At 68.7% G+C, this 19,493-nt stretch carries 15 protein-coding genes; 14 read left to right on the forward strand and 1 reads right to left on the reverse strand.

Annotation, left to right across the window (positions count from 1 at the left end; translation table 11 throughout):
- The first annotated feature begins 2 nt into the window (after positions 1–2).
- The 14 genes from IB243_RS08365 to IB243_RS08430 all read left to right on the forward strand — a co-directional run bounded on the left by IB243_RS08365 (position 3) and on the right by IB243_RS08430 (position 18,967).
- Complete coding sequence (locus tag IB243_RS08365; RefSeq protein WP_192426232.1) at positions 3–1,187, forward strand: acetyl-CoA C-acetyltransferase; 1,185 nt, start codon at positions 3–5, stop codon at positions 1,185–1,187.
- Positions 1,188–1,419: 232 nt separating this feature from the next.
- A complete protein-coding gene (locus tag IB243_RS08370; protein WP_192426367.1) occupies positions 1,420–3,654 on the forward strand; it encodes a TonB-dependent hemoglobin/transferrin/lactoferrin family receptor in 2,235 nt (744 codons plus the stop codon).
- Between the two features lie 42 nt (positions 3,655–3,696).
- Positions 3,697–4,044, forward strand: coding sequence for a hypothetical protein (locus IB243_RS08375; RefSeq protein WP_056173802.1), 348 nt, complete (start codon positions 3,697–3,699; stop codon positions 4,042–4,044).
- Complete coding sequence (locus IB243_RS08380) at positions 4,041–5,177, forward strand: hemin-degrading factor (RefSeq protein WP_192426234.1); 1,137 nt, start codon at positions 4,041–4,043, stop codon at positions 5,175–5,177. Before IB243_RS08375 ends, IB243_RS08380 begins: the two co-directional genes overlap by 4 nt.
- On the forward strand, positions 5,167–6,051 hold the full coding sequence (locus IB243_RS08385; protein ID WP_192426236.1) for a hemin ABC transporter substrate-binding protein: 885 nt from the start codon (positions 5,167–5,169) through the stop codon (positions 6,049–6,051). The genes IB243_RS08380 and IB243_RS08385 overlap by 11 nt, the downstream gene beginning before the upstream one ends.
- A 5-nt stretch (positions 6,052–6,056) precedes the next feature.
- A complete protein-coding gene (locus tag IB243_RS08390; RefSeq protein WP_225584847.1) occupies positions 6,057–7,130 on the forward strand; it encodes an iron ABC transporter permease in 1,074 nt (357 codons plus the stop codon).
- Positions 7,127–7,948 carry a heme ABC transporter ATP-binding protein gene (locus IB243_RS08395; RefSeq protein WP_192426240.1) on the forward strand — a complete coding sequence of 274 codons (822 nt, stop codon included), beginning with the start codon at positions 7,127–7,129 and terminating at the stop codon, positions 7,946–7,948. Before IB243_RS08390 ends, IB243_RS08395 begins: the two co-directional genes overlap by 4 nt.
- Before the next feature lie 167 nt (positions 7,949–8,115).
- Positions 8,116–8,520, forward strand: a complete 405-nt coding sequence (locus tag IB243_RS08400; protein WP_192426242.1) for a hypothetical protein — start codon at positions 8,116–8,118, stop codon at positions 8,518–8,520.
- A 179-nt stretch (positions 8,521–8,699) separates the two neighbouring features.
- Entirely contained in the window at positions 8,700–9,932 is a 1,233-nt protein-coding gene (locus IB243_RS08405) for a TolC family protein (protein ID WP_192426244.1), read from the forward strand.
- 37 nt (positions 9,933–9,969) lie between these two features.
- Positions 9,970–10,527: a hypothetical protein gene (locus tag IB243_RS08410; protein WP_192426246.1), complete on the forward strand. Its 558-nt coding sequence runs from the start codon at positions 9,970–9,972 to the stop codon at positions 10,525–10,527.
- Complete coding sequence (locus IB243_RS08415) at positions 10,524–11,645, forward strand: efflux RND transporter periplasmic adaptor subunit (RefSeq protein WP_192426248.1); 1,122 nt, start codon at positions 10,524–10,526, stop codon at positions 11,643–11,645. The genes IB243_RS08410 and IB243_RS08415 overlap by 4 nt, the downstream gene beginning before the upstream one ends.
- A gap of 13 nt (positions 11,646–11,658) precedes the next feature.
- On the forward strand, positions 11,659–14,778 hold the full coding sequence (locus IB243_RS08420) for an efflux RND transporter permease subunit (protein ID WP_192426250.1): 3,120 nt from the start codon (positions 11,659–11,661) through the stop codon (positions 14,776–14,778).
- 47 nt (positions 14,779–14,825) lie between these two features.
- Complete coding sequence (locus IB243_RS08425) at positions 14,826–15,224, forward strand: hypothetical protein (RefSeq protein WP_192426252.1); 399 nt, start codon at positions 14,826–14,828, stop codon at positions 15,222–15,224.
- A 521-nt stretch (positions 15,225–15,745) separates the two neighbouring features.
- The gene (locus IB243_RS08430) at positions 15,746–18,967 is read left to right on the forward strand and encodes a WD40 repeat domain-containing protein (RefSeq protein ID WP_192426253.1); all 3,222 of its coding nucleotides are present in this window, start codon (positions 15,746–15,748) and stop codon (positions 18,965–18,967) included.
- Between the two features lie 135 nt (positions 18,968–19,102).
- Here IB243_RS08430 and IB243_RS08435 read toward each other — a convergent pair whose 3' ends face one another.
- Positions 19,103–19,324: a hypothetical protein gene (locus IB243_RS08435; RefSeq protein WP_241777007.1), complete on the reverse strand. Its 222-nt coding sequence runs from the start codon at positions 19,322–19,324 to the stop codon at positions 19,103–19,105.
- Positions 19,325–19,493: the final 169 nt, after the last annotated feature.

Raw genomic sequence — 19,493 nt, forward strand, 5'->3', positions numbered from 1 at the left:
TCATGCCCAACCCTGACATCGTTCTCTGCGCGCCGGTCCGAACCCCCATCGGAAGCTATGGCGGCACACTGAAGGAAACGCCCGCCTCCGCACTGGGTGCCGCGGTGATCCGCGAGACCCTTCATCGCTCAGGTCTGGCCGCGCAAGCCGTCGACACCGTGGTGATGGGAAATGTGATCCAGGCCGGTACGCAGATGAATCCAGCGCGACAAGCTGCCATCGGCGGCGGGCTGCCTGTGCAGGTGCCCGCCCTGACGGTGAATCGGGTGTGCGGATCGGGTGCACAAGCGATCGCCACGGCGGCACTCGAGATCGCGGCGGGTTATGCCTCGGCTGCGGTTGCCGGCGGCATGGAGAACATGGACCAGGCCCCCTATCTGGTGCCCGGCGCGCGCTGGGGACAGCGCATGGGGGACGCTCAGATGCTGGACAGCATGCTGCGGGACGGTCTCCATGATGCGTTCAGCGGTCAACACTCAGGCTGGCATACCGAGGATCTCGTCGCTCGGTACGGCATCACGCGCGAGGACCAGGATCGCTGGGCCGCGCGTTCACAGCAACGGTTCAGTGCGGCTCAGGCTGCCGGCAAGTTCGCGGAAGAGATCGTCGCCATCGAACTCTCCAGCCGCAAGGGACCGGAGAGCTTCTCCAGGGACGAAGCCCATCGGCCCGACACCACGGTCGAATCACTGGCCAAGCTCAAGCCAGCGTTCCGAAAGGACGGCACGATCACTGCCGGCAACGCGCCAGGGCTTAATAGCGGCGCAGCGGCGATGATCGTTGCGGAGCGAGGTTTTGCGGAGAAGCACGGGCTGCAGCCATGGGCGCGCCTCGTCTCTCACGGCGTCGCGGCGGTTGAGCCGGGCATGTTCGGCATCGGGCCGGTGCCGGCGGTCAAGCTGGCCCTGGAACGCGCCGGCTGGAAGCACACGGACATCCAATGCATCGAGATCAACGAGGCATTCGCCGCGATCACGCTGGCCTGCCTGCGTGAGCTGGACCTGCCGGAAGACATCGTCAACGTCGAGGGCGGCGCCATCGCCCACGGCCACGCCATCGGCGCAACGGGCGCCGTGCTGACCACGCGCTTGCTGCATTCGATGCGGCGCGACGGCGTGAAGCGGGGCATCGTGACCCTGTGCATCGGCGGCGGCCAGGGCATCGCGCTGGCGCTCGAAATGCTCTGATGGAAAGGATGGCAATGGGCCAGTACTCCCTGGATCCTGGTACATCAGTTTACGTATTGAGAATTATTCTCATATAATTGCGCATCAGCCAGCCACAACGGCCCGTTCTTCTGCCCCGCAGAAGCCTGGGCCGTTTGCATGGAGCCAGCTCTGTATTCGTTGTCGTTTCAGAGAAGGATCTCCGTCCGTGGCGCAGCCATTTCATTCCCCTCCGTTTTCCTCCCGGCGCGCCCTGGCGCAGCCATCCAATCCTTCGCTGCAAAGCCACCTGCGGCCGCTGGCCTGGCTGGTGGCCTGTGCATGTGCTGCCATCGGCAGCGCGCATGCGCAGGATGTGGCTCAGCTCGTGGCCGCAGGCCCGGCGCTCAGGGAGGTCGTCATCAGCGGCTCGCGCAGCGAGCAGGACCCGGGCGAGCTGCCCATGAGCATCGACGTGATCAACGCGCAGGCCATCGAAGAAGGGCAGGTGCGCGACATCCGCGACGTGGCGCGCGAGCTGCCCAATGTGTCGGTCACGCGCTCGCCCGCACGCTTCACGCTGGCCAGCGGCTCCACCGGGCGCGAGCAGAACGCTGGCTTCAACATCCGCGGCCTGGACGGCAACCGCGTGCTGATGATGGTGGACGGCATCCGCCTGCCGCGCAGCTACGTCTTCAGTGCCAACGCCTTTGGGCGCGACTATCTGGACATCGGCCTGCTGCAGCGCATCGAGGTCGTGCGTGGGGCCACGTCGGCGCTGTACGGGTCGGACGGCATGGCGGGCCTGGTCAACTTCATCACGGCCGAACCATCGGCCTTCCTCGACGGCGACAAGCGCATCGGCGGGCGTGTGAGCCTGGGCTACGACGGCGACGACCACGGCAAGCGCGTGGGCGCCACGGTGGCGGGCAAGGCGGGCGACACGGTGCAGTGGCTGCTGGGCGGCAACGTCACGCGCGCCAGCGAACTGGACAACATGGGCACCAACAGCGCGGCCAATGCCGACCGCACCCGCCCCAATCCGCAAAAGGACCAAAGCGGCGCGCTGCTGGGCAAGGTCATCCTCACGCCGGGCGGCGGCCAGCGCCATGTGTTCACGCTGGAGCATGTGGACAAGACCTCCGACTACGAGCTGCTGACGGCGCGGTCCAAGCCGCCGCTGGCCGCCACGTCCGTGCTGGGCTCCACCTCGTTCACCGACATGCAGCGCAGCCGCGCGACGTGGGAGGGCGCGTGGCGCGTGAACTCGGCGCTGGCCGACGACCTGAAGGCAACGCTGAGTTTTCAGGACTCCCACTCGCGCGAATACGTCACCGAAGACCGCAACACCGCTGCCGACCGTGTGCGCGACGTGACCTACGACGAGCGCACCTGGCAGGCCAACCTGCAGGGCAGCAAGGTGCTGCGCGCGGGCGCTGGCGGCCTGGTGCAGAAGATCACCTACGGTTTTGACTACACGTCCGCCAAGGTCGAGAACCTGCAGACCGGTGTGACCCCGCCGGTGGGCGAGACCTTCCCGCTCAAGCGCTTTCCGGACACCACCGAGACCAGCGCCGCGCTGTACGTGCAGGACGAGTTCGTGACCGGCCCCTGGAGCATCACCCCGGGCGTGCGCTTCGACACCTTCCGCATCAAGGCCGACCAGGCGGGCTTCGGCGCGCAGGCCGTGTCCCTCTCGGGCAACGCCACCTCGCCCAAGTTCGGCGTGCTCTACCGCGCCAGCGAGCAGTGGAGCGTGTTCGGCAACTACGCGGCGGGCTTCCGTGCGCCCAACGCGGGCCAGGTCAACGCCTTCTTCGAGAACCCGGTCAGCAACTACCGCACGGTGCCCAACGCCCACCTCAAGCCCGAAAAGAGCCAGAACTTCGAGCTGGGCGTGCGCGGCCGGCTGGACGCGCTGTCGGTCGAGGCTGCAGCGTTCACGGGCCGCTACAAGGACTTCATCGAAGACCTGCGCCAGGTCGGCGGCACCGGTGCGCCGGGCAACCCGCTGGTGTTCCAGTCGGTCAACATCGGCCGCGTCAAGCTCAACGGCTTCGAGGTCAAGGGCGACATGCGCTGGGGCCAGTGGGCAGGCGGGCAATGGACATCGCCCTTCAGCTACGGCCAGACGCGCGGGCGCGACACCGCCACCGGCAGGCCGGTGAACACGGTGGACCCATCGCGCCTGTCGGCCGGCCTGCGCTACGACACCGGCGGCTGGATGGCGCGCCTGGATGCCACCCACGCCGCCGCCAAGAAGCCGAGCGACGTGGCTTTGGCCACGGGCAGCACGCAGTACCTCACGCCGTCGTACACGGTGCTCGACCTGTCGGGCCAGTGGCGCATCCGCAAGGACCTGCGCCTGAACCTCGGCATCTACAACCTGACCGACAAGAAGCACTGGCGCTGGGCCGACGTGCGCGGCCTGGCCGCCAACGCCAACTTCATCGACGCCTACAGCCAGCCCGGCCGCTCCGTGCGCGTGTCGCTGGTGGCCGATTTCTGAGTTCCGCTTTCATCCCCCAGGCACCCACCCCAGGAGACCACCATGAGCCACGCTCCCGACCTGCCCGATGCCGGCAGCCACACCGATGAGGAATACAGCCTGCCGTGCGCCGAGGCGCTGCTGGCCGGCACGCTCGCCCTGATGACGGGCTACGTGCAGGCCTGCTGCGACAGCCACCGCGACGCCATGGGCCGCAAGATATCGGCCAACCTGCAGATGCTGGCCGATGCCGACGGCTTCACCGCACACTTCCGCACGGTGGTCTGGAGCCTGCAAGGCCGCTGGGAAGAGCAGTGCAAGGCCCGCCAGGACACCGCTGCCACGGCGGCCATGGTGGCCGCCGAGCAGCGCCGCGTGCTGTGGCACACCGCGCCGGAGGCCATGCAATGATCGCCGCCGTGACGACCGCGCAAGGCGTTGGGGCAGCCGCTGCGCCGATCGCTGCGCCGGACATTCGCACGCAGTTCGCTGCGGCCCGCGCAGCCGGCAAGCGCGCCAAGGATGCGGCCGAGAGCATCGGGCTCTCGGAAGGCGCCGCTGTCGCTGCCCACGCGGGCGAGCACGACCACCCGCTCAAGGTGGTACCGCTGCAGGGATCGTGGCTGCACCTTCTGCAGGAGCTCGAAGCCTGCGGCCCCTTGATGGCGCTGACGCGCAACGAAGGTACGGTGCACGAGAAGACCGGTGTGTACACGCACGTGTCGGCCACCGGGCCGGTGGGCATTGCGCTGGGCGAAGACATCGACCTGCGCCTTTTCTTTGCGCAGTGGCATGCGGGCTTTGCGGTGACGGAGCTGGCCAACGACGCCGCCAAGCCGCCGTCGCGCAGCCTGCAGTTCTACAACGCGCAGGGCCGCGCAGTGCACAAGATCTTCACGCGCGATGCCACCGACCTGGCCGCCTTCGACGCGGTGGTGAGCCGCTTTGCACAGCCGAGCGCCGGCTACGTGTTCGGCAAGGCGCCCGCGCCGGAGGCGGTGCGGCCCGATGCCGATGTCGACGCCGACGGCCTGCGTGAGGCCTGGGGTGCCATGAAAGACACGCACGAATTCTTCGGCATCACCAAGAAATTCGGCGTGGAGCGCCAGCAGAGCTTTCGCCTGGTCGAGGGCCAGTTCGCCTGGCGTGCCACACCCCAGGCCGTGCCGCGCCTGCTGGACGAGGCCGCGGTGGACGGCCTGCCCATCATGGTGTTCGTGGGCAGCGGCGGCTGCATCCAGATCCACACCGGGCCGGTGCGCAACATCAAGCCGCTCGACACGCCCCACGCCCAATGGATCAACGTGCTGGACGAAGGCTTCAACCTGCACCTGCGCACCGACATGGTGGCCAGCGTGTGGGTGGTGGAAAAACCCACCGCCGATGGCGTGGTCACCTCTGTCGAGGCGTTCGACCACGCGGGCGAGCTGATGGCCATGTTCTTCGGCGCGCGCAAGCCCGGCAAGCCCGAGCTGCAAGGCTGGCGCGACCTGGTGGCGCGGCTGCCGCAGGCGCGGCAGGACGAGGTGGCCCATGCTGCGTGATGGCCTGACCGACACCGCGCGCAGGCAGTTGCTGCGCGGCCTGGCCGCACTGCCACTGCTGTCCGCCCTGGGTGCCGAGCGCGCACTGGCAGCCAGCCCGGCGCGCATCGTCTCGCTGGGCGGCGCGCTGACCGAGGTGGTCTACCTGCTGGGCGCGCAGGGCCAGCTGGTGGGCACCGACACCACCAGCCTGTTCCCCGAGGCCGCGCTCAAGACTGCCAAGGTCGGCTACATGCGCCAGCTCTCGGCCGAGGGGCTGCTGTCCCTCCAGCCCGACGCCGTGGTGGGCACCACCGAAGCCGGCCCGCCGGTGGTGCTGGACCAGGTGCGCAGCGCCGGGGTGCGGGTGGAGCTCGTCAAGGCCGACCACACCTGGGACGAGGTGCAGCGTAAGGTCGCCACCGTGGGCCGCGTGGCCGGCCGCGAGCGCGAGGCGCAGGCCTTGCAGGCCGACCTGGATGCGCAGTGGGCAGCGGTGCAAAAGCTGGTGGACTCGTCCACGCGGCGCCCGCGCGCGATCTTCATCCTGTCGCACGGCGGCAGCCCCATGGTGGCGGGCACCGGCACGGCGGCCGATGCGCTGATGCGCTTTGCGGGCGCGACCAATGCCATCACCCAGTTCGCAGGCTACCGGCCGCTCACGGCCGAAGCCATGGCCAGCGCGGCGCCGGAGGTGCTGCTCAACAGCACGCAGGGTATCGAGGCGCTGGGTGGCGAGACAGCCTTCTGGCAGCGGCCTGAACTTGCACTCACGCCCGCGTTCCGCCGCAAGGCGCTGGTCGCCATGGAGGCCAGCCACCTGCTGGGCTTTGGCCCGCGCCTGCCCGGGGCCGTGCGCGAGCTGCACACCCGCACGCAGGCGATCACGGCGTGACAGATATGTCGTTGGCGCAGCCCGGCGCGCGCTGGAACGTGGGGCGCCTGTCGCCCCGCACCGCGTTGGCCATCGGCGCGGCGCTGGTGGTGCTGACTTTTGTCTGGGCCAGCACGCAAGGCGCATACGCCATTGCGCCAGCCCAGCTGTGGCAGGTGTTGCTGCAGGCCGTGGGCGCGGCGCCGTCGGCCGAGCAGGCGCCTGAATATCTGGTGTTCATCAACATCCGGCTGCCCCGGTTGTTGATGGGCGTGGCGGCTGGTGCAGGCCTGGGGCTGGCGGGTGCGCTGATGCAGGGATTGTTCCGCAACCCGCTGGCCGACCCGGGCCTGATCGGGGTCAGCAGCGGGGCCGCGCTGGCCGCTGCGCTCACCATCGTGCTGGGCAGCCACTGGCTGCCCGACCTGCCGCGCACGCTGGGCAGCTGGACGCTGGTGGGCATGGCCTTTGGCGGCGGCCTGCTGGTCACGGCGCTCATCTACGGGCTGGCACAGGCTGATGGCGGCACGCGCATGGGGCTGATGCTGCTGGCCGGCGTGGCGGTCAATGCGCTGGCGCTGGCGGGGCTGGGCTACCTCAACTTCATCTCCACCGACGAGCAACTGCGCAACATCCAGATGTGGCTGCTGGGCAGCCTGGGCGGCGCGCGCTGGAGCGCCGTGGCGCTGGTCGGCACCATCGTGGCCTTGGCCTGCGGGCTGGGCCTGGCGCTGGCGCGCCCGCTCAATGCGATTGCCCTGGGCGAGGCCCAGGCCGCGCTGCTGGGCGTGCCGGTGGAACGCACCAAGCGCCTGGCGGTGCTGGTCACCGCGCTGGCGGTGGGCGCTGTGACTGCGGCCACGGGCATCATCGGTTTCATCGGCCTGGTGGCGCCGCACTGGGTGCGCCTGGTGGCCGGGCCCGACCATCGCGTGGTGCTGCCGGGCTCGGCCCTGCTGGGTGCGGCGCTGGTGCTGGCGGCCGACGTGGTGGCGCGCACCATCGTCAAGCCGGCGGAGCTGCCGCTGGGCGTGCTCACGGCCTTTATCGGTGTGCCCCTGTTTCTGGCCATGCTGCGCCAGTTTCGGAGCAAGGTATGAGTGGCGCCACAATCGATTACCTTGTGTGTGACCAACTGGCCGTGGGCCTGCCCGGCCGACCGCTGCTAGCCGCCGTCCATGCCCGCTTGGCGCCGGGGCGTGTCACGGCCATCCTGGGGCCCAACGGCGCCGGCAAGTCCACCTTGCTGTCGATGCTGTCGGGCCAGCGCGCGCCGCACGCGGGCTCGGTGCGCCTGGCGGGCAGAGCGCTGGGCGACTGGGGAGCCCAGGCCCTGGCGCGGCACCGCGCGGTGTTGCCACAGGACACCGCAGTGGCCTTCGACTTCTCAGCGCAAGAGGTGGTGGAGCTGGGGCGTTTCCCCCACCGGCAGCACCCGAGCCGCCATGAGGGGCGCATCGTGCGCGAGGCCATGGAGTCCACCGGCGTGGCGCATCTGGCCGGGCGCAGTGTCAACACCCTGTCGGGCGGCGAGCGCGCCCGCACCCACCTAGCCCGGGCGCTGGCCCAGATCTGGGAACCTCTTCCAGACGGTGCGGCACGCTGGCTGCTGCTCGATGAGCCCACGGCCGCGCTCGACCTGGCGCACCAGCACCAGGCCATGGCCCTGGTGCGCCGCTGGGCGGTAGAGCAGGGCATTGGTGTGGTCGTCGTGCTGCACGACTTGAATCTGGCGCTGCGCTATGCCCACGACAGCCTGCTGCTCGCCCCGGGCGTGACCAGCGCGCGGGCCGTCGGCGCCACGGCCGACCTGCTGACCCCCGCCACCATCGCGCAGGTGTGGGGTGTGGAAAGCACGCCTGTGAGCGCTGCGGATGGGGTGCGGCAGTACCTTGTGGCCGTGCAGTCCATGGTCTAAATGGCCTGTAGCGCTTTATCAATGTCGATTGTTTGCTATGAAAATAAAAGCATTTGTGCCTTTCCATCACACTACCCGGGCGTGTGGCGGTGGCTGGGCTAAGCCCTGGGTTGCTGAGGGCCATGTGCAGGCGCCGGCTGCGCAGTCTGCTTAGAATCCCGTTGCCCATGCGCCGCTTGCTGCTCACATTCCTGTTGGTGTTCCTGCCGCTCCAGAGCATCTGGGCGGCCGCGTCGCCCTATTGCGGGCATGAGGCCGCGCCGCAGACTTCGCACTTTGGCCACCATGTGCACGAGCACCACGCGGATGCCTTTGGGGAATACGCCGAGTCTTCCGCGTCCCCAGGGGCGGGCGAGGCAATCGACCTCAAGGCCTTGGGCAGCACCGGACCAGGGGACATGGCCGACATCGACTGCCATGCCTGCCACGGTGCTGGCAGCGGCATGGCGTTGAGCACGAATGCCCAGGCCATTGTGGTCACGGTTGCGCACCCTGCGCACCAGGTGCCCCAGGCCTGGGTGCACCCCCCGCTTTCCCGCCCCGAACGCCCCAACTGGCCCGCCCTCGCCTGAGCGGCGAGGCGGGGCTGGGCAGCCCCTCTCCAACGATTGTCACGTTGCTGCACTAAGCGACGGCGGCGTGCGCTTGCGCACATTGCATCGTGCCTTGCCGATTTCAACCCCGTGGCCGCTGGCCACTGCAGAGGAATCGGATGCAACAAACGAGAAGAACCTATACACGACGGCCATCGATGCTCGCCGTGGCCCTGGGATGGGCGCTCGCCGGCAGTGCCGCGCTCGCTCAGCCCACCGCGGCGCCGGCTACCCCACCGCTCACGCTCAAGGCGCTGTTCGACAGGGCCTGGGAGCGCCAGCCCGAGGCGCAGTCCGCAGCCCTGCGGCGCGAGTCGGTGCAGGCCGCGCGCAGCGGTGCATCGTCCCTATTGGCCGACCCTGTCGCGCTGGAGCTGTCCCGCAAGAGCGACCGCCCCGGCAGCAACCAGGGTAGCAGGGAATACGAAGTGGGCATGGCCCTGCCGCTGTGGCTGCCCGGCGAGCGCGCGCGCAAGGCCGCACTGGGCGACGCCGAGATCAAGGCCGTGGAAAGCCGCCGCCTGGCCGCACAGCTGCAACTGGCCGCCACCGTGCGCGAGGCCTGGTGGACCCTGCAGCGCGCGCAGGCGGAACTGGGCCTGGCCCAGGACCGGCTGCAGAACGCGCAGCGCCTGGCGGCCGATGTGGCACGCCGATTCAAGGCGGGCGACATGTCGCGTGCCGACCAGACCCAGGCCGACGGTGCCGTGGCCCAGGCCGAAGCCGCGGTGGCCGAGGCCACGGGCGCACGCGATGTCGCCCAGGCAGCCCTGGCGGCATGGGGCGGCAGCGTGGTGTTGGCCGATGGCGCCGAGCCCGAAGCCGAAGCCGAAGCGCTGCCAGCAGCCGGCCTGCCTGCCGACCACCCGTTGGTGGCGGACTGGAACGACCAGGCCGCAGTGGCCCGCCGCGCCGCCGACCTGGCCGCCGTGCAGACCCGCGCCAACCCCGAGCTGACGGTGGCCGCCACGCGCGGGCGCGAGCAGGCCGGCGACCGCTACCTGCAAAGCTTCACCGTCGGCGTGCGCGTGCCCCTGGGCGGTGGCGACCGTGCCCGCGCCAAGGAGACCGCGGCCCGAGCCGACGCGCTCGACGCCGAGGTGCGTGCCCGCGTCGAGCAGGACCGCCTGGCCGCCGACGTGGCCGCCGCTGCGGCGCGTGTAAAGGCCACGCAGGCCCAGCGCGAGGCCATGGCCCGCCATGCGGCCCTGGCGCGCGACACGCGCGGCTTCATCGACAAGGCATTCCGCCTGGGCGAGGCCGACTGGCCCACGCGCCTGCGCGTGGAGCTCGAAGCCGTGCAGGCCGAGCGCCAGCTGGCACGCGCCCGCATCGATGCCGCCGCCGCCGTCTCCACCCTGCGCCAGACCCTGGGCCTGCTGCCGCAGTGAGCGCGCTGTTTATCCCCACCTCATTTTTGTGATCACCATGCAACTCCTCTCTCTCTTTTCCACACTGGGCCTGGCCCTGGTGCTGGGCCTCGTGTCGCCGGCAGCCTTTGCCGATGCGGGGCATGACCATGGCGAAGCCCCTGCCACTGCAGCCGGCCCTGCCATGCCGCGCTTTGCCGCCACCTCCGACCTGTTCGAACTGGTGGGTGTGCTCGACGGTCAAAAGCTGGCGCTCTACCTCGACCATGCGGGCGACAACAGCCCGGTGAATGAGGCGCAGTTGGAGCTCGACATTGCCGGCACGCGCGTGCCCGTCACCCGCGTGGCGGACGGCGAGTTCCAGGCCGCGCTGGCCGCACCACTGGCCGAGGGCGTGAGCCCCGTCACCGCCACCGTGGTGGCCGGCAAAGACACCGACCTGCTGGCCGGCGAGATCGACATCCATGCCGCAGCGCATGCCCATGCCGAGCCCCCGGGCCGGCGCAGTGCGCTGGTGGCCGGCGCCGTGGCCGCCGTGGTGCTGGCCCTGGCAGCGGTATGGGGCTTGCGGCGTGGCCGCACCGCGCGCACCCAGCGCCTGGGAGGTGCGGCATGAAGCGGCTGACCTCTCTTCATTCCGTGACGGCCCTGTTGATGGCCGCTGCGCTGTGTGCCCCGTTGGTGGCGCGCGCTGGCGAAGGCCATGACCATGGCGATGCTCCCCCCGTTGCCGATGGCAATGGCCCCAAGCGCCAGCCCGATGGCAGCGTGTTCCTGCCCAAGCCCGCGCAGCGCCAGCTGGGCGTGCGCACCCTGGTGACCGCAGAAGGCCAGCACCCCAAGGCCTTCGAGCTGGCCGGCACGGTGGTGATGGACCCCAACGCCGGCGGCAAGGTGCAGGCCGCGCTGGCCGGCCGGCTGGAGGCGGGCACCAAGGGCCTGCCCGGCGTGGGCCAGGCGGTGCGCAAAGGCGAGGTGCTGGCGTATGTGGTGCCGACGGCGGGTGCCATCGAGCGCTCCAACCAACTGGCCCAGCAGGCCGAGCTGCGCGCGGGGCGCGACCTGGCGGCGCGGCGCGTGGTGCGTTTGAAGGACCTGTCGGACACCGTGCCGCGCAAGGAGATCGAGGCGGCCGAGAGCGAGCTGCAAAGCTTCACCCAGCGCCTCGGCGCGGTGGGTGCCGGCCTGTCCACGCGTGAGGCGCTGGTGGCACCGGTCTCTGGCGTGATCGCCTCGGCGAACGCGGTGGCAGGGCAGGTGGTGGATGCGCGCGAACTGGTGTTCGAGGTGGTGGACCCTGCGCGCTTGCGTGTGGAGGCCCTGGCCTACGACACCGCGCAGGCCCACAGCGTGGCCGGTGCCGCGCTGGTCGTGGGTGCGCAGCGCGTGCCGCTGCGCTTTCTGGGCGCGGCGCGCAGCCTGCGCGACCAGGCGCTGCCGCTGCAGTTTGCGGGCGACTCGGCCGTGCTGGGCACTTTGGCTTTGGGTCAGCCGGTGCGCGTGTTCGTGCAATCCACCGAGCAGGCCGCAGGCGTGCAGGTGCCGGTGGCCTCGCTGCTGCGCAACCCCGCCAACCAGACCATCGTCTGGGTCAAGGAGTCGCCGGAGCGCTTTGTGCCGCGCGTGGTCACCTACGTGCCGCTCGACGGTGCCTCGGTGGCCGTGACGTCGGGCCTCAAGGCCGGCGACCGCGTGGCCACGCAGGGCGCCACGCTGATCAACCAGGTCCGCTGAAGGGAGTACCGCAATGTTCAAGTGGCTACTCGAAAGCAGCCTGGCCAACCGGTTGCTGGTGCTCATCGCGGCGGGCGTGCTCATGGCCTATGGGGCCTTCACGCTGTCGCGCACCCCGGTGGACGTGTTCCCCGACCTCAACAAGCCCACCGTCACGCTGATGACCGAGGCCGGCGGCATGGCCGCCGAGGAGGTGGAGCAGCTCATCACCTTCCCGCTGGAGACGACCATGAACGGCCTGCCCGGCGTGGAGAGCGTGCGCTCCACGTCCAGCGCGGGGCTGTCCTTCATCTACGTCACCTTCGACTGGAGCACGGACATCTTCCGCGCCCGGCAGATGGTGTCCGAACGCCTGTCGTCCATGGAGGAGGGCCTGCCCGCGGGCGTGACGCCGCGCATGGGGCCCATCAGCTCCATCATGGGCGAGATCATGCAGGTGGCGATCCCCATCGACGTGCAGCGCACCACGCCCATGGCCGTGCGCGAGTACGCCGACTGGGTGCTGCGCCCGCGCCTGCTGGCGATTGCCGGCGTGGCGCAGGTGATCCCCATCGGCGGCGAGGTGCGCCAGTTCCAGGTGCAGCCCAACACGGCGCGCATGGCCGAACTGGGCATCACGCACGACCAGCTCACAGGGGCGCTCAAGGGCTTCTCGGCCAATACCTCGGGGGGCTTTCTGGAGCTCAATGGGCGGGAGTACCTCATCCGCCACCTGGGCCGCACCTCGCGCCTGGAAGACCTGCAGAACCTGGCCCTTACCGCCAAGAACGGCCAGCCGGTGCTGCTGCGCCAGGTGGCCGAGGTGACCTTCGCCGCCGCGCTCAAGCGCGGCGACGCGGGCTTCGAGGGCAAGCCCGCCGTGATCCTCGGTATCCAGAAGCAGCCCACGGCCGACACGATTGCGCTCACGCGCAGCATCGAGGCGGCACTTGGTGACTTGAAAAAGTCGCTGCCCGCAGGCATGGAGGCGCCGCGCGTCACCTTCCGCCAGGCGAGCTTCATCGAGGCCTCGGTCACCACGCTGCAGGGCAAGCTCATGGGCGCCTCGGTGTTCGTGGCCGTGATCCTGTTCGTGTTCCTCGGCACGCTGCGGCCCACGGTGATCGCGCTCACGGCCATCCCGGTGTCGATCTTCATCACGGCGCTGGTGTTCAAGTACTTCGGCCTGTCGATCAACACCATGACGCTGGGCGGCCTGGCCATCGCCATCGGCGGCCTGGTCGATGACGCCGTGGTGGACGTGGAGAACGTGCTGCGGCGCCTGAAGATGGACCGCGCCAAGCATCCTAACCACCGCCTGCATCCGCTGGAGGTGGTCAAGCTCGCGTCGATGGAGGTGCGCTCGGGCATCCTCTACGCCACGGCCATCATCGTGCTGGTGTTTTTGCCGCTGTTCGCGCTGCCGGGCATCGAGGGTCGGCTGTTCGTGCCGCTGGGCATCGCCTTCATCGTGTCCACGCTGGCCTCGCTGCTGGTGTCGGTCACGGTCACGCCGGTGCTGGCTTTCTACCTGCTGCCGCGCATGAAGAACCTCGACCACGGCGACACGCGCGTGGTGGCCTGGCTCAAGGCGCGCTACCGCAGCGGCCTCACGGGCGTGCTCGCGCGGCCGCGCGTGGCCGTGGCCGTGAGCGCGGTGGCGGTGCTGCTGTCGGTGGCGGCCGTGCCGTTCTTTCCGACCACCTTTTTGCCGCCGTTCAACGAAGGCACGCTGCTCATCGGCATGCGCCTGAACCCGGGCGTGACGCTGGCCGAGTCCACCCTGCTCGCCAGCCAGGCCGAGGTGCTGGTGCGCCAGGTACCCGAGGTCACGCACGTGGGCCGGCGCAGCGGCCGGGCCGAGCTGGACGAACATGCCGAGGGCGTGCACGTGAGCGAGCTGGACGTGGGCCTGCTGCCCGCAGCCGAACTCAAACGCAGCATGGCTGAGGTGCAGGCCGACATCCGCAGCCGGCTCGCGCAGATGCCGGCGGCCATCGCCATCGGCCAGCCCATCTCGCACCGCATCGACCACATGCTCTCGGGCGTGCGCTCGCAGATCGCGATCAAGCTCTTCGGTGAAGACCTCGATACCCTGCGCGGCCAGGCCGATGCGCTGCGCGGGCGCCTGGCCACCATCGACGGACTGGCTGATCTGGAGGTGGAAAAACAGGTGTTGGCGCCGCAGATCACCGTGCGCGTGGACCATGCCGCAGCCGCCCAGTACGGCGTGCCTGCGGCCCAGGTGCTGGCCACGCTGCAAGGCCTGGTGGAGGGCGAGAAGGTCACGCAGATCGTGGAGGGCAGCCGGCGCTTTGCGCTGGTGGTGCGCCTGCCCGAGAGCGCGCGCTCACTCGAAGGCCTGGCGCAGATCATGATCGAGACCCCGCGCGGGCGGGTGCCGCTGTCGCGCCTGGCGAGCATCGAGGACGGCGACGGCCCTAACCAGATCAGCCGCGACGACGGCAAGCGCCGCATCGTGCTCTCTGCCAACGCGCAGGGCCGGGCGCTGTCCGACGTGGTGGCCGACATCCGCAAGGTGGTGGCTGACACGCGCCTGCCGGACGGCTACTTCATCACCCTGGGCGGCCAGTTCCAGGCCCAGGAGGAGGCCAGCCGCCTGGTGGGCATGCTGGCCATCGTCTCGCTGGTGCTGATGTTCGTGGTGCTGTACACGCGCTACCGCTCGGCCACGCTGTCGGCGCTGATCATGGCCAACATCCCGCTGGCGCTGGTGGGGGCCGTGCTGGGGCTGTGGATCTCGGGGCAACCGCTGTCGGTGGCAGCGCTGATCGGCTTCATCACGCTGGCGGGCATCTCGGTGCGCAACGGCATTTTGAAGGTGAGCCACTACCTGAACCTGATGCGCGTGGAGGGCGAGAACTTCGATCACGCCATGATCGTGCGTGGCTCGCTCGAACGCCTCTCCCCCGTGCTCATGACCGCCCTGGTCACCGCTTTCGCGCTGGCCCCGCTGCTGCTGGAAGCCGAGCGCCCCGGCACCGAGATATTGCACCCGGTGGCGGTGGTGATCTTCTCGGGCCTGATCAGCTCGACCCTGCTCGATACCTTCCTCACCCCGGCCCTGTTCTGGCTGTTTGGCCGCCGCGATGCCGAGCGACTGCTCGACGACAAGAACGCCGAGGCGTTCTGATGTTTCGATTCGTCCATGTTTTCCATCCACCCTTTGAAAGGTTCACCATGCAAACCACAACCCGTCTTTGCGCCGCCCTGGCCCTCGCCGTTTCTCTTTCCAGCACCGCCTTCGCCGCAGGCGACCACGCCCATGGCCACGAACACAAGCCGCTGCACGGCGGCATCGTGGTCGAAGCCAATGACATGGACTACGAACTGGTGGCCAAGCCGGACGTGATCACGCTGCACCTGCGCGACCACGGAAAGCCGGCCAAGACCGAAGGCGTGAGTGCCAAGCTCACCTTGCTCAACGGCACCGAAAAATCCGAAGCCATGCTGGTGTCCACAGGCGAGGGCAAACTGGAAGGCAAGGGCGCGTTCAAGGTGGCGGCGGGCACGAAGGTGGTGGCGCTGGTCGCGCTGCCGGGCAAGAAGGCGGCCAACGTGCGGTTTGTGGTGAAGTAAGCGGAACGGATGAAAAGGGGCCTGCCAGCAGCGGTGTGTGTCTGTTTTCACTGCTGCGCTGGGCGCCCCGCACCGTAGTCCTTAAATTTTTTAGAAGAAATACGGCCCTGGCGCTTATCAGGAATGCGCTGATAGCTATCAAAATGGGAGCAAATGCTATTTTGAAAGGAGCCTGCAGGGCCACCGTCTTGAAAGGCTCGACCCCCGGCTTCGGCGGTTGAGGCGCGCAGTGGGGGCAACCGCCGGACGATCCAGCACTGGACGGCGGACTGAGAGCAGTCTCCCCGTGTGCATCGGTCGCTGAAATAACAACAGGTGAGACACACGGTCGCTGTTAGGCTAAGCCAAGCCAGGTCATTCGCCCCACGACCACACAACCGTCCGCGGGCCTGTGCGGGCGGTTGCGGGTGACAAAAACTCTGTGGGCTCCATCCATTCATCAGCGCCTGGCGCCAACGAAGGCCTTCCTCCCGTGAAGGCCTGTTCAACGTTTGTTCGGCGCACAACGCCTTTTCTGCACCATGCCCATCCTGCGTTTTGTCACTTTGGCCGATGTGGCCCATCTGCTCCCCGTTGACGGTCCGATGGCCGAGCTCCAGGGTTCGGAGCCAGATGCCTGGGCCGATGCCACCGTGGCCTGGGTCGCGGGCGACGTGCACTGGTCCGAGCTTTCGCTGGACACCCCCTTGCAAACCGGCGGTGCCATGCGGGCCCTGGCGCAGGCCACCTCTGGCGCAAAAGGACCACCCCCCGGTGGTGTGCGCCTGATCCTCATCGAGGGCAACCTGCAGATCGATGGTGCGCTGACCTCCAGCGACACCTACGGGTCCAGCCACCTCGTCGTGCTTGGCAACGTGCAGGTGGCGCACGCCGTGGTGGGGGGGCAGCTGCTGCACGTGCAGGGTGCGTTGCAGGTCCACGGGTTGCTATGGGGCGATGGCGAGCCGGGGGAGTTGCGGGTGAACGGTGGGTTGTCGGCGCGTGTGGCGCTTTTCACCGAAGCCTATGCCTTGCACCTTGCTGGCGGGGAAGACGTGGAATTTTTGCTCGATGAGGTGCGGGGTGTGCCCAGCCTCGTGGAGTTTTCGAGCGAGGCTGCGGGCCTGGTGTTTGCGCCAGGGTTTTTCAACGGCATCGACGATGGAGAGGACGGCTTGGCAGACCTGTTCGATCGTGATCGTGTGGTGGCCGCCGTGCGCAGCGGCGAGAGCCCTGTGCGCAGCAGCAGTGACATCCACAACGACCTGCCCCTGGCCTCCGATCTGTTTACGGACGAGGCCATCAGCGTGGCTAACATCCTGGCTGCGGTGAACTCTGACGCGCTGGCGCCCGAGGAACACCATGTCCGCGATTGGTTTGGGCAGACCCATTTTTCACTGTGCCGCCGCCACGTGGACGGGGATGGAAACCCGCACGACGACAGGGTGTACATGACGGTGTGGAAGACCTGGGACTTCTACATGGGGGTCGTTCAAGAACCTGCGCCCCCAACCCGGCGGCCAGGGCGGGTGGCTGGCAAGCTGCAGCGCCCCGCGCCAGTGGTGCCAGCGGTGCCAGCGGTGCCAGTGGCCGAGCGCCTGTCTGTGCTGTACCGCCCCTACGACGATGGCGTGGCCGGCGACTGGAGGGGGCTGGACGAAGCCGCCGATCCAGAGGCGCACGAGGCCTGCACCCAGGCCTGGCGCGGCGTGATCGACTATGTGCGCCGGGCCGTGGGCCAGTCGCGCGCGGGCTACCCGCTGTACCGGCGATTGAAGGCAGAGATCACAACAAAGCGCATTGAGCGCTTCACCCAGCTGCCCGTATTCACGGAGGAGTACAACGACTGGTGGGATGCCGACAAGCGCGGCACCTGGTTTGACGACGTGTGGGTGGGCGCGCGCCAGCCTGGCATGCATGAAGGTGAGTTCTGGTGCCGCGCGCTCGATGTGAGCTGGGAGAACGGCGAGGATGCCCCCGGCGACGCGGAGCACGACGCCCATGGCGCTTACCAGATTGATATTGACAGGCCTGGCGAGGGCCGGGAGCCGGTGGAGTTCACCTACAGCCAGCGGCAAAGCGAAAACCGCCCGCCGTTGCCGTGTGGCGCTGCCGACCACATTGCGCGATTGCTGCGCCTGTATGGCATGGTGGAGGCGCCCTTGCTGCAGGCGTATGCCGAACAACTGGCCGAGCAGGCCCAGGAGCGCGCCGCGCAAGCCGAGGCCCGGCGCATAGAGGCTGCGGTGCACCTGCTGGCTACGCCGCCACTGGCCCATGGCTTGCCGGATGCGGCCGTGTTCCCGCCCGAATTGCTGGCACTGTCCGAGCAGTGGCAGGCCGGCGGCCAAGCCTATGTGGCGGCCATCCGCGCCTACCAGCTCGCGGAGCAGGTAGCCGCCGCTGCAGCCGAAGCGGCTGGCTACCAGGCACCAGGTTGGGACAACGATGAAGGCGCCGGGCGGAACGGCCCGAACGACACACTGCCCGACGACCCGCGCAAGGCCAGCGCCGCCACCGTGCTGCAGCTGGCCCGGGTGGTGAACCGCCATGCGGACGATGCCCTTACCGAACGGTTTCGCCAGCGCTTTGCCTTTGCCCCCGATGCCTATGTGCACCTGGCGGCCGACCAGGGGCCGTCCATCGGCCCGGTGTTCTGGCTGCCCGATGGCGATGGTGTGGTGGCGCGCATCGGAGCGGAACACAGCGATGACGCGCGCTGGGTGCGGTTGCAGGGCCCGGCGCTCACGCCGCTGCCCGCGCTCAAGGGCCTGGGCCGCTCGCACGACGGGCGCTGTTTTGCGCTGAGCGACGGCACCCATATCACCACGCACCAGGGCTTTGGCGGGCCACAGATCGCGCAATTGCCGCTGCCGCAAGGCAACGAAGGGCTGCCCGCATCGCTGGGCCTCGCCGCAGGCGAGCTGGGCCAGCGCTGCGATGAAGTCATCCCCTTCAACGACGGCCAGCGCGCTCTGCTGCGCAACCCCACGGGGGTGTACCTGCTCACGCCCGCCGGCGTGCAGCGCATCCACCCGCAGGAGTTCGACGAGGACGGCCCTTACAGCTGGCCCAAGAACCAGATGCAGGAGGTGGGGGAGAGCGACGACGATGACGACAACGAAGATGAGAACGGGGACGGAGACGACGATGGGGACGGCGGCGAGGACGAAAGGGAGAACACCGGCCCCCGCCAGCTGGCGCTGTGCATGCTGCACATGGCGCTCTCGCCCGACGAACGGCACATTGCCCTGGGCGACCAGGACAGCAGGCACATCCTGCTCGACGCCCAGGGCAAGGTGCTGCGTGCGCTGTTCACCGACGACTACCCGCACCACACCCGCTTCTCGCACGACAGCGCGCTGCTGTGGGCCAACTCCTGCCATTTCTACAACGGCTGCACCGTGGCCAGCCGAGTGGACGATGCGCAGGACAGCGAGGGCACGCTGATCGACTCAGAATGGCGCGTCTATGCATCGGCCACCCTGCCGGGCATGGTGATCGTGGGCGATGCCCATGGCTACCTGCATGCCCGCGACGACGCCGGCAAGGCGCTGTGGCGCCACCACATCGGCAGCACGATCAGCGCGGTAGAGGTATCGCCGGATGGCAGCCTGCTGCTCGTGGGAAGTTACGGCGGCTACCTGGTGCTGTTGCAGCGGTCAGAGACGGAGATGGATCGGTATTCCATCGGCAACTCGCCTTATGTGGAGCTGCGCCGCTGGATCTTCTGGGACGCCGAAGCCGCGCCGCTGCGCTGGTGATCTGCGGGCAGGCGGTGGCCCGCTGGGCCGCACCAAGCAAGTCTTGGTGAGGCCATACGGGGGCATGCCACGGATGGGGTTCAATGTCTTTGGATCAGGCTTTTTTTACCTGCCTGCGCGTGCTGCGACTTTGCCCTATTTCCACTGGCGGCCGTTGCCGGTAGCGCACCCGTAGGGCGGTACCGCGTTGGCAAAGCGTTCTTGCAACTGGGCGCAGCCCCAGCGGTTGAGTGGTTCCGGTGCTCTGGAGTTGAGTTCGATGCCCACCTCGTCGTAGGGCGACTTCGCTTTGCTCACATAGTCATACCAGCGCTTGCCGACATACAGGGTCACTACCGTGGCGGCTATCAAGGTCACTAAAACAACTTTGAGTGCTGGCGATTTTTTCAAAAGAAAACTCCGGGTGGGATGAGCGATGGGCGGTGGCCCGATCAAAAGGGGGTGGTGTGCCGTGCCGCCATGTGGCGCGGCCGAGGTGCGGGTGGGAGCCTACGGTGGAGCCTGTTCAAAGACTTGCTCGGCCGCG

Origin of the sequence: Acidovorax sp. ACV01 (assembly GCF_014851495.1) — a bacterium.
Classification (GTDB): domain Bacteria; phylum Pseudomonadota; class Gammaproteobacteria; order Burkholderiales; family Burkholderiaceae_C; genus Acidovorax; species Acidovorax radicis.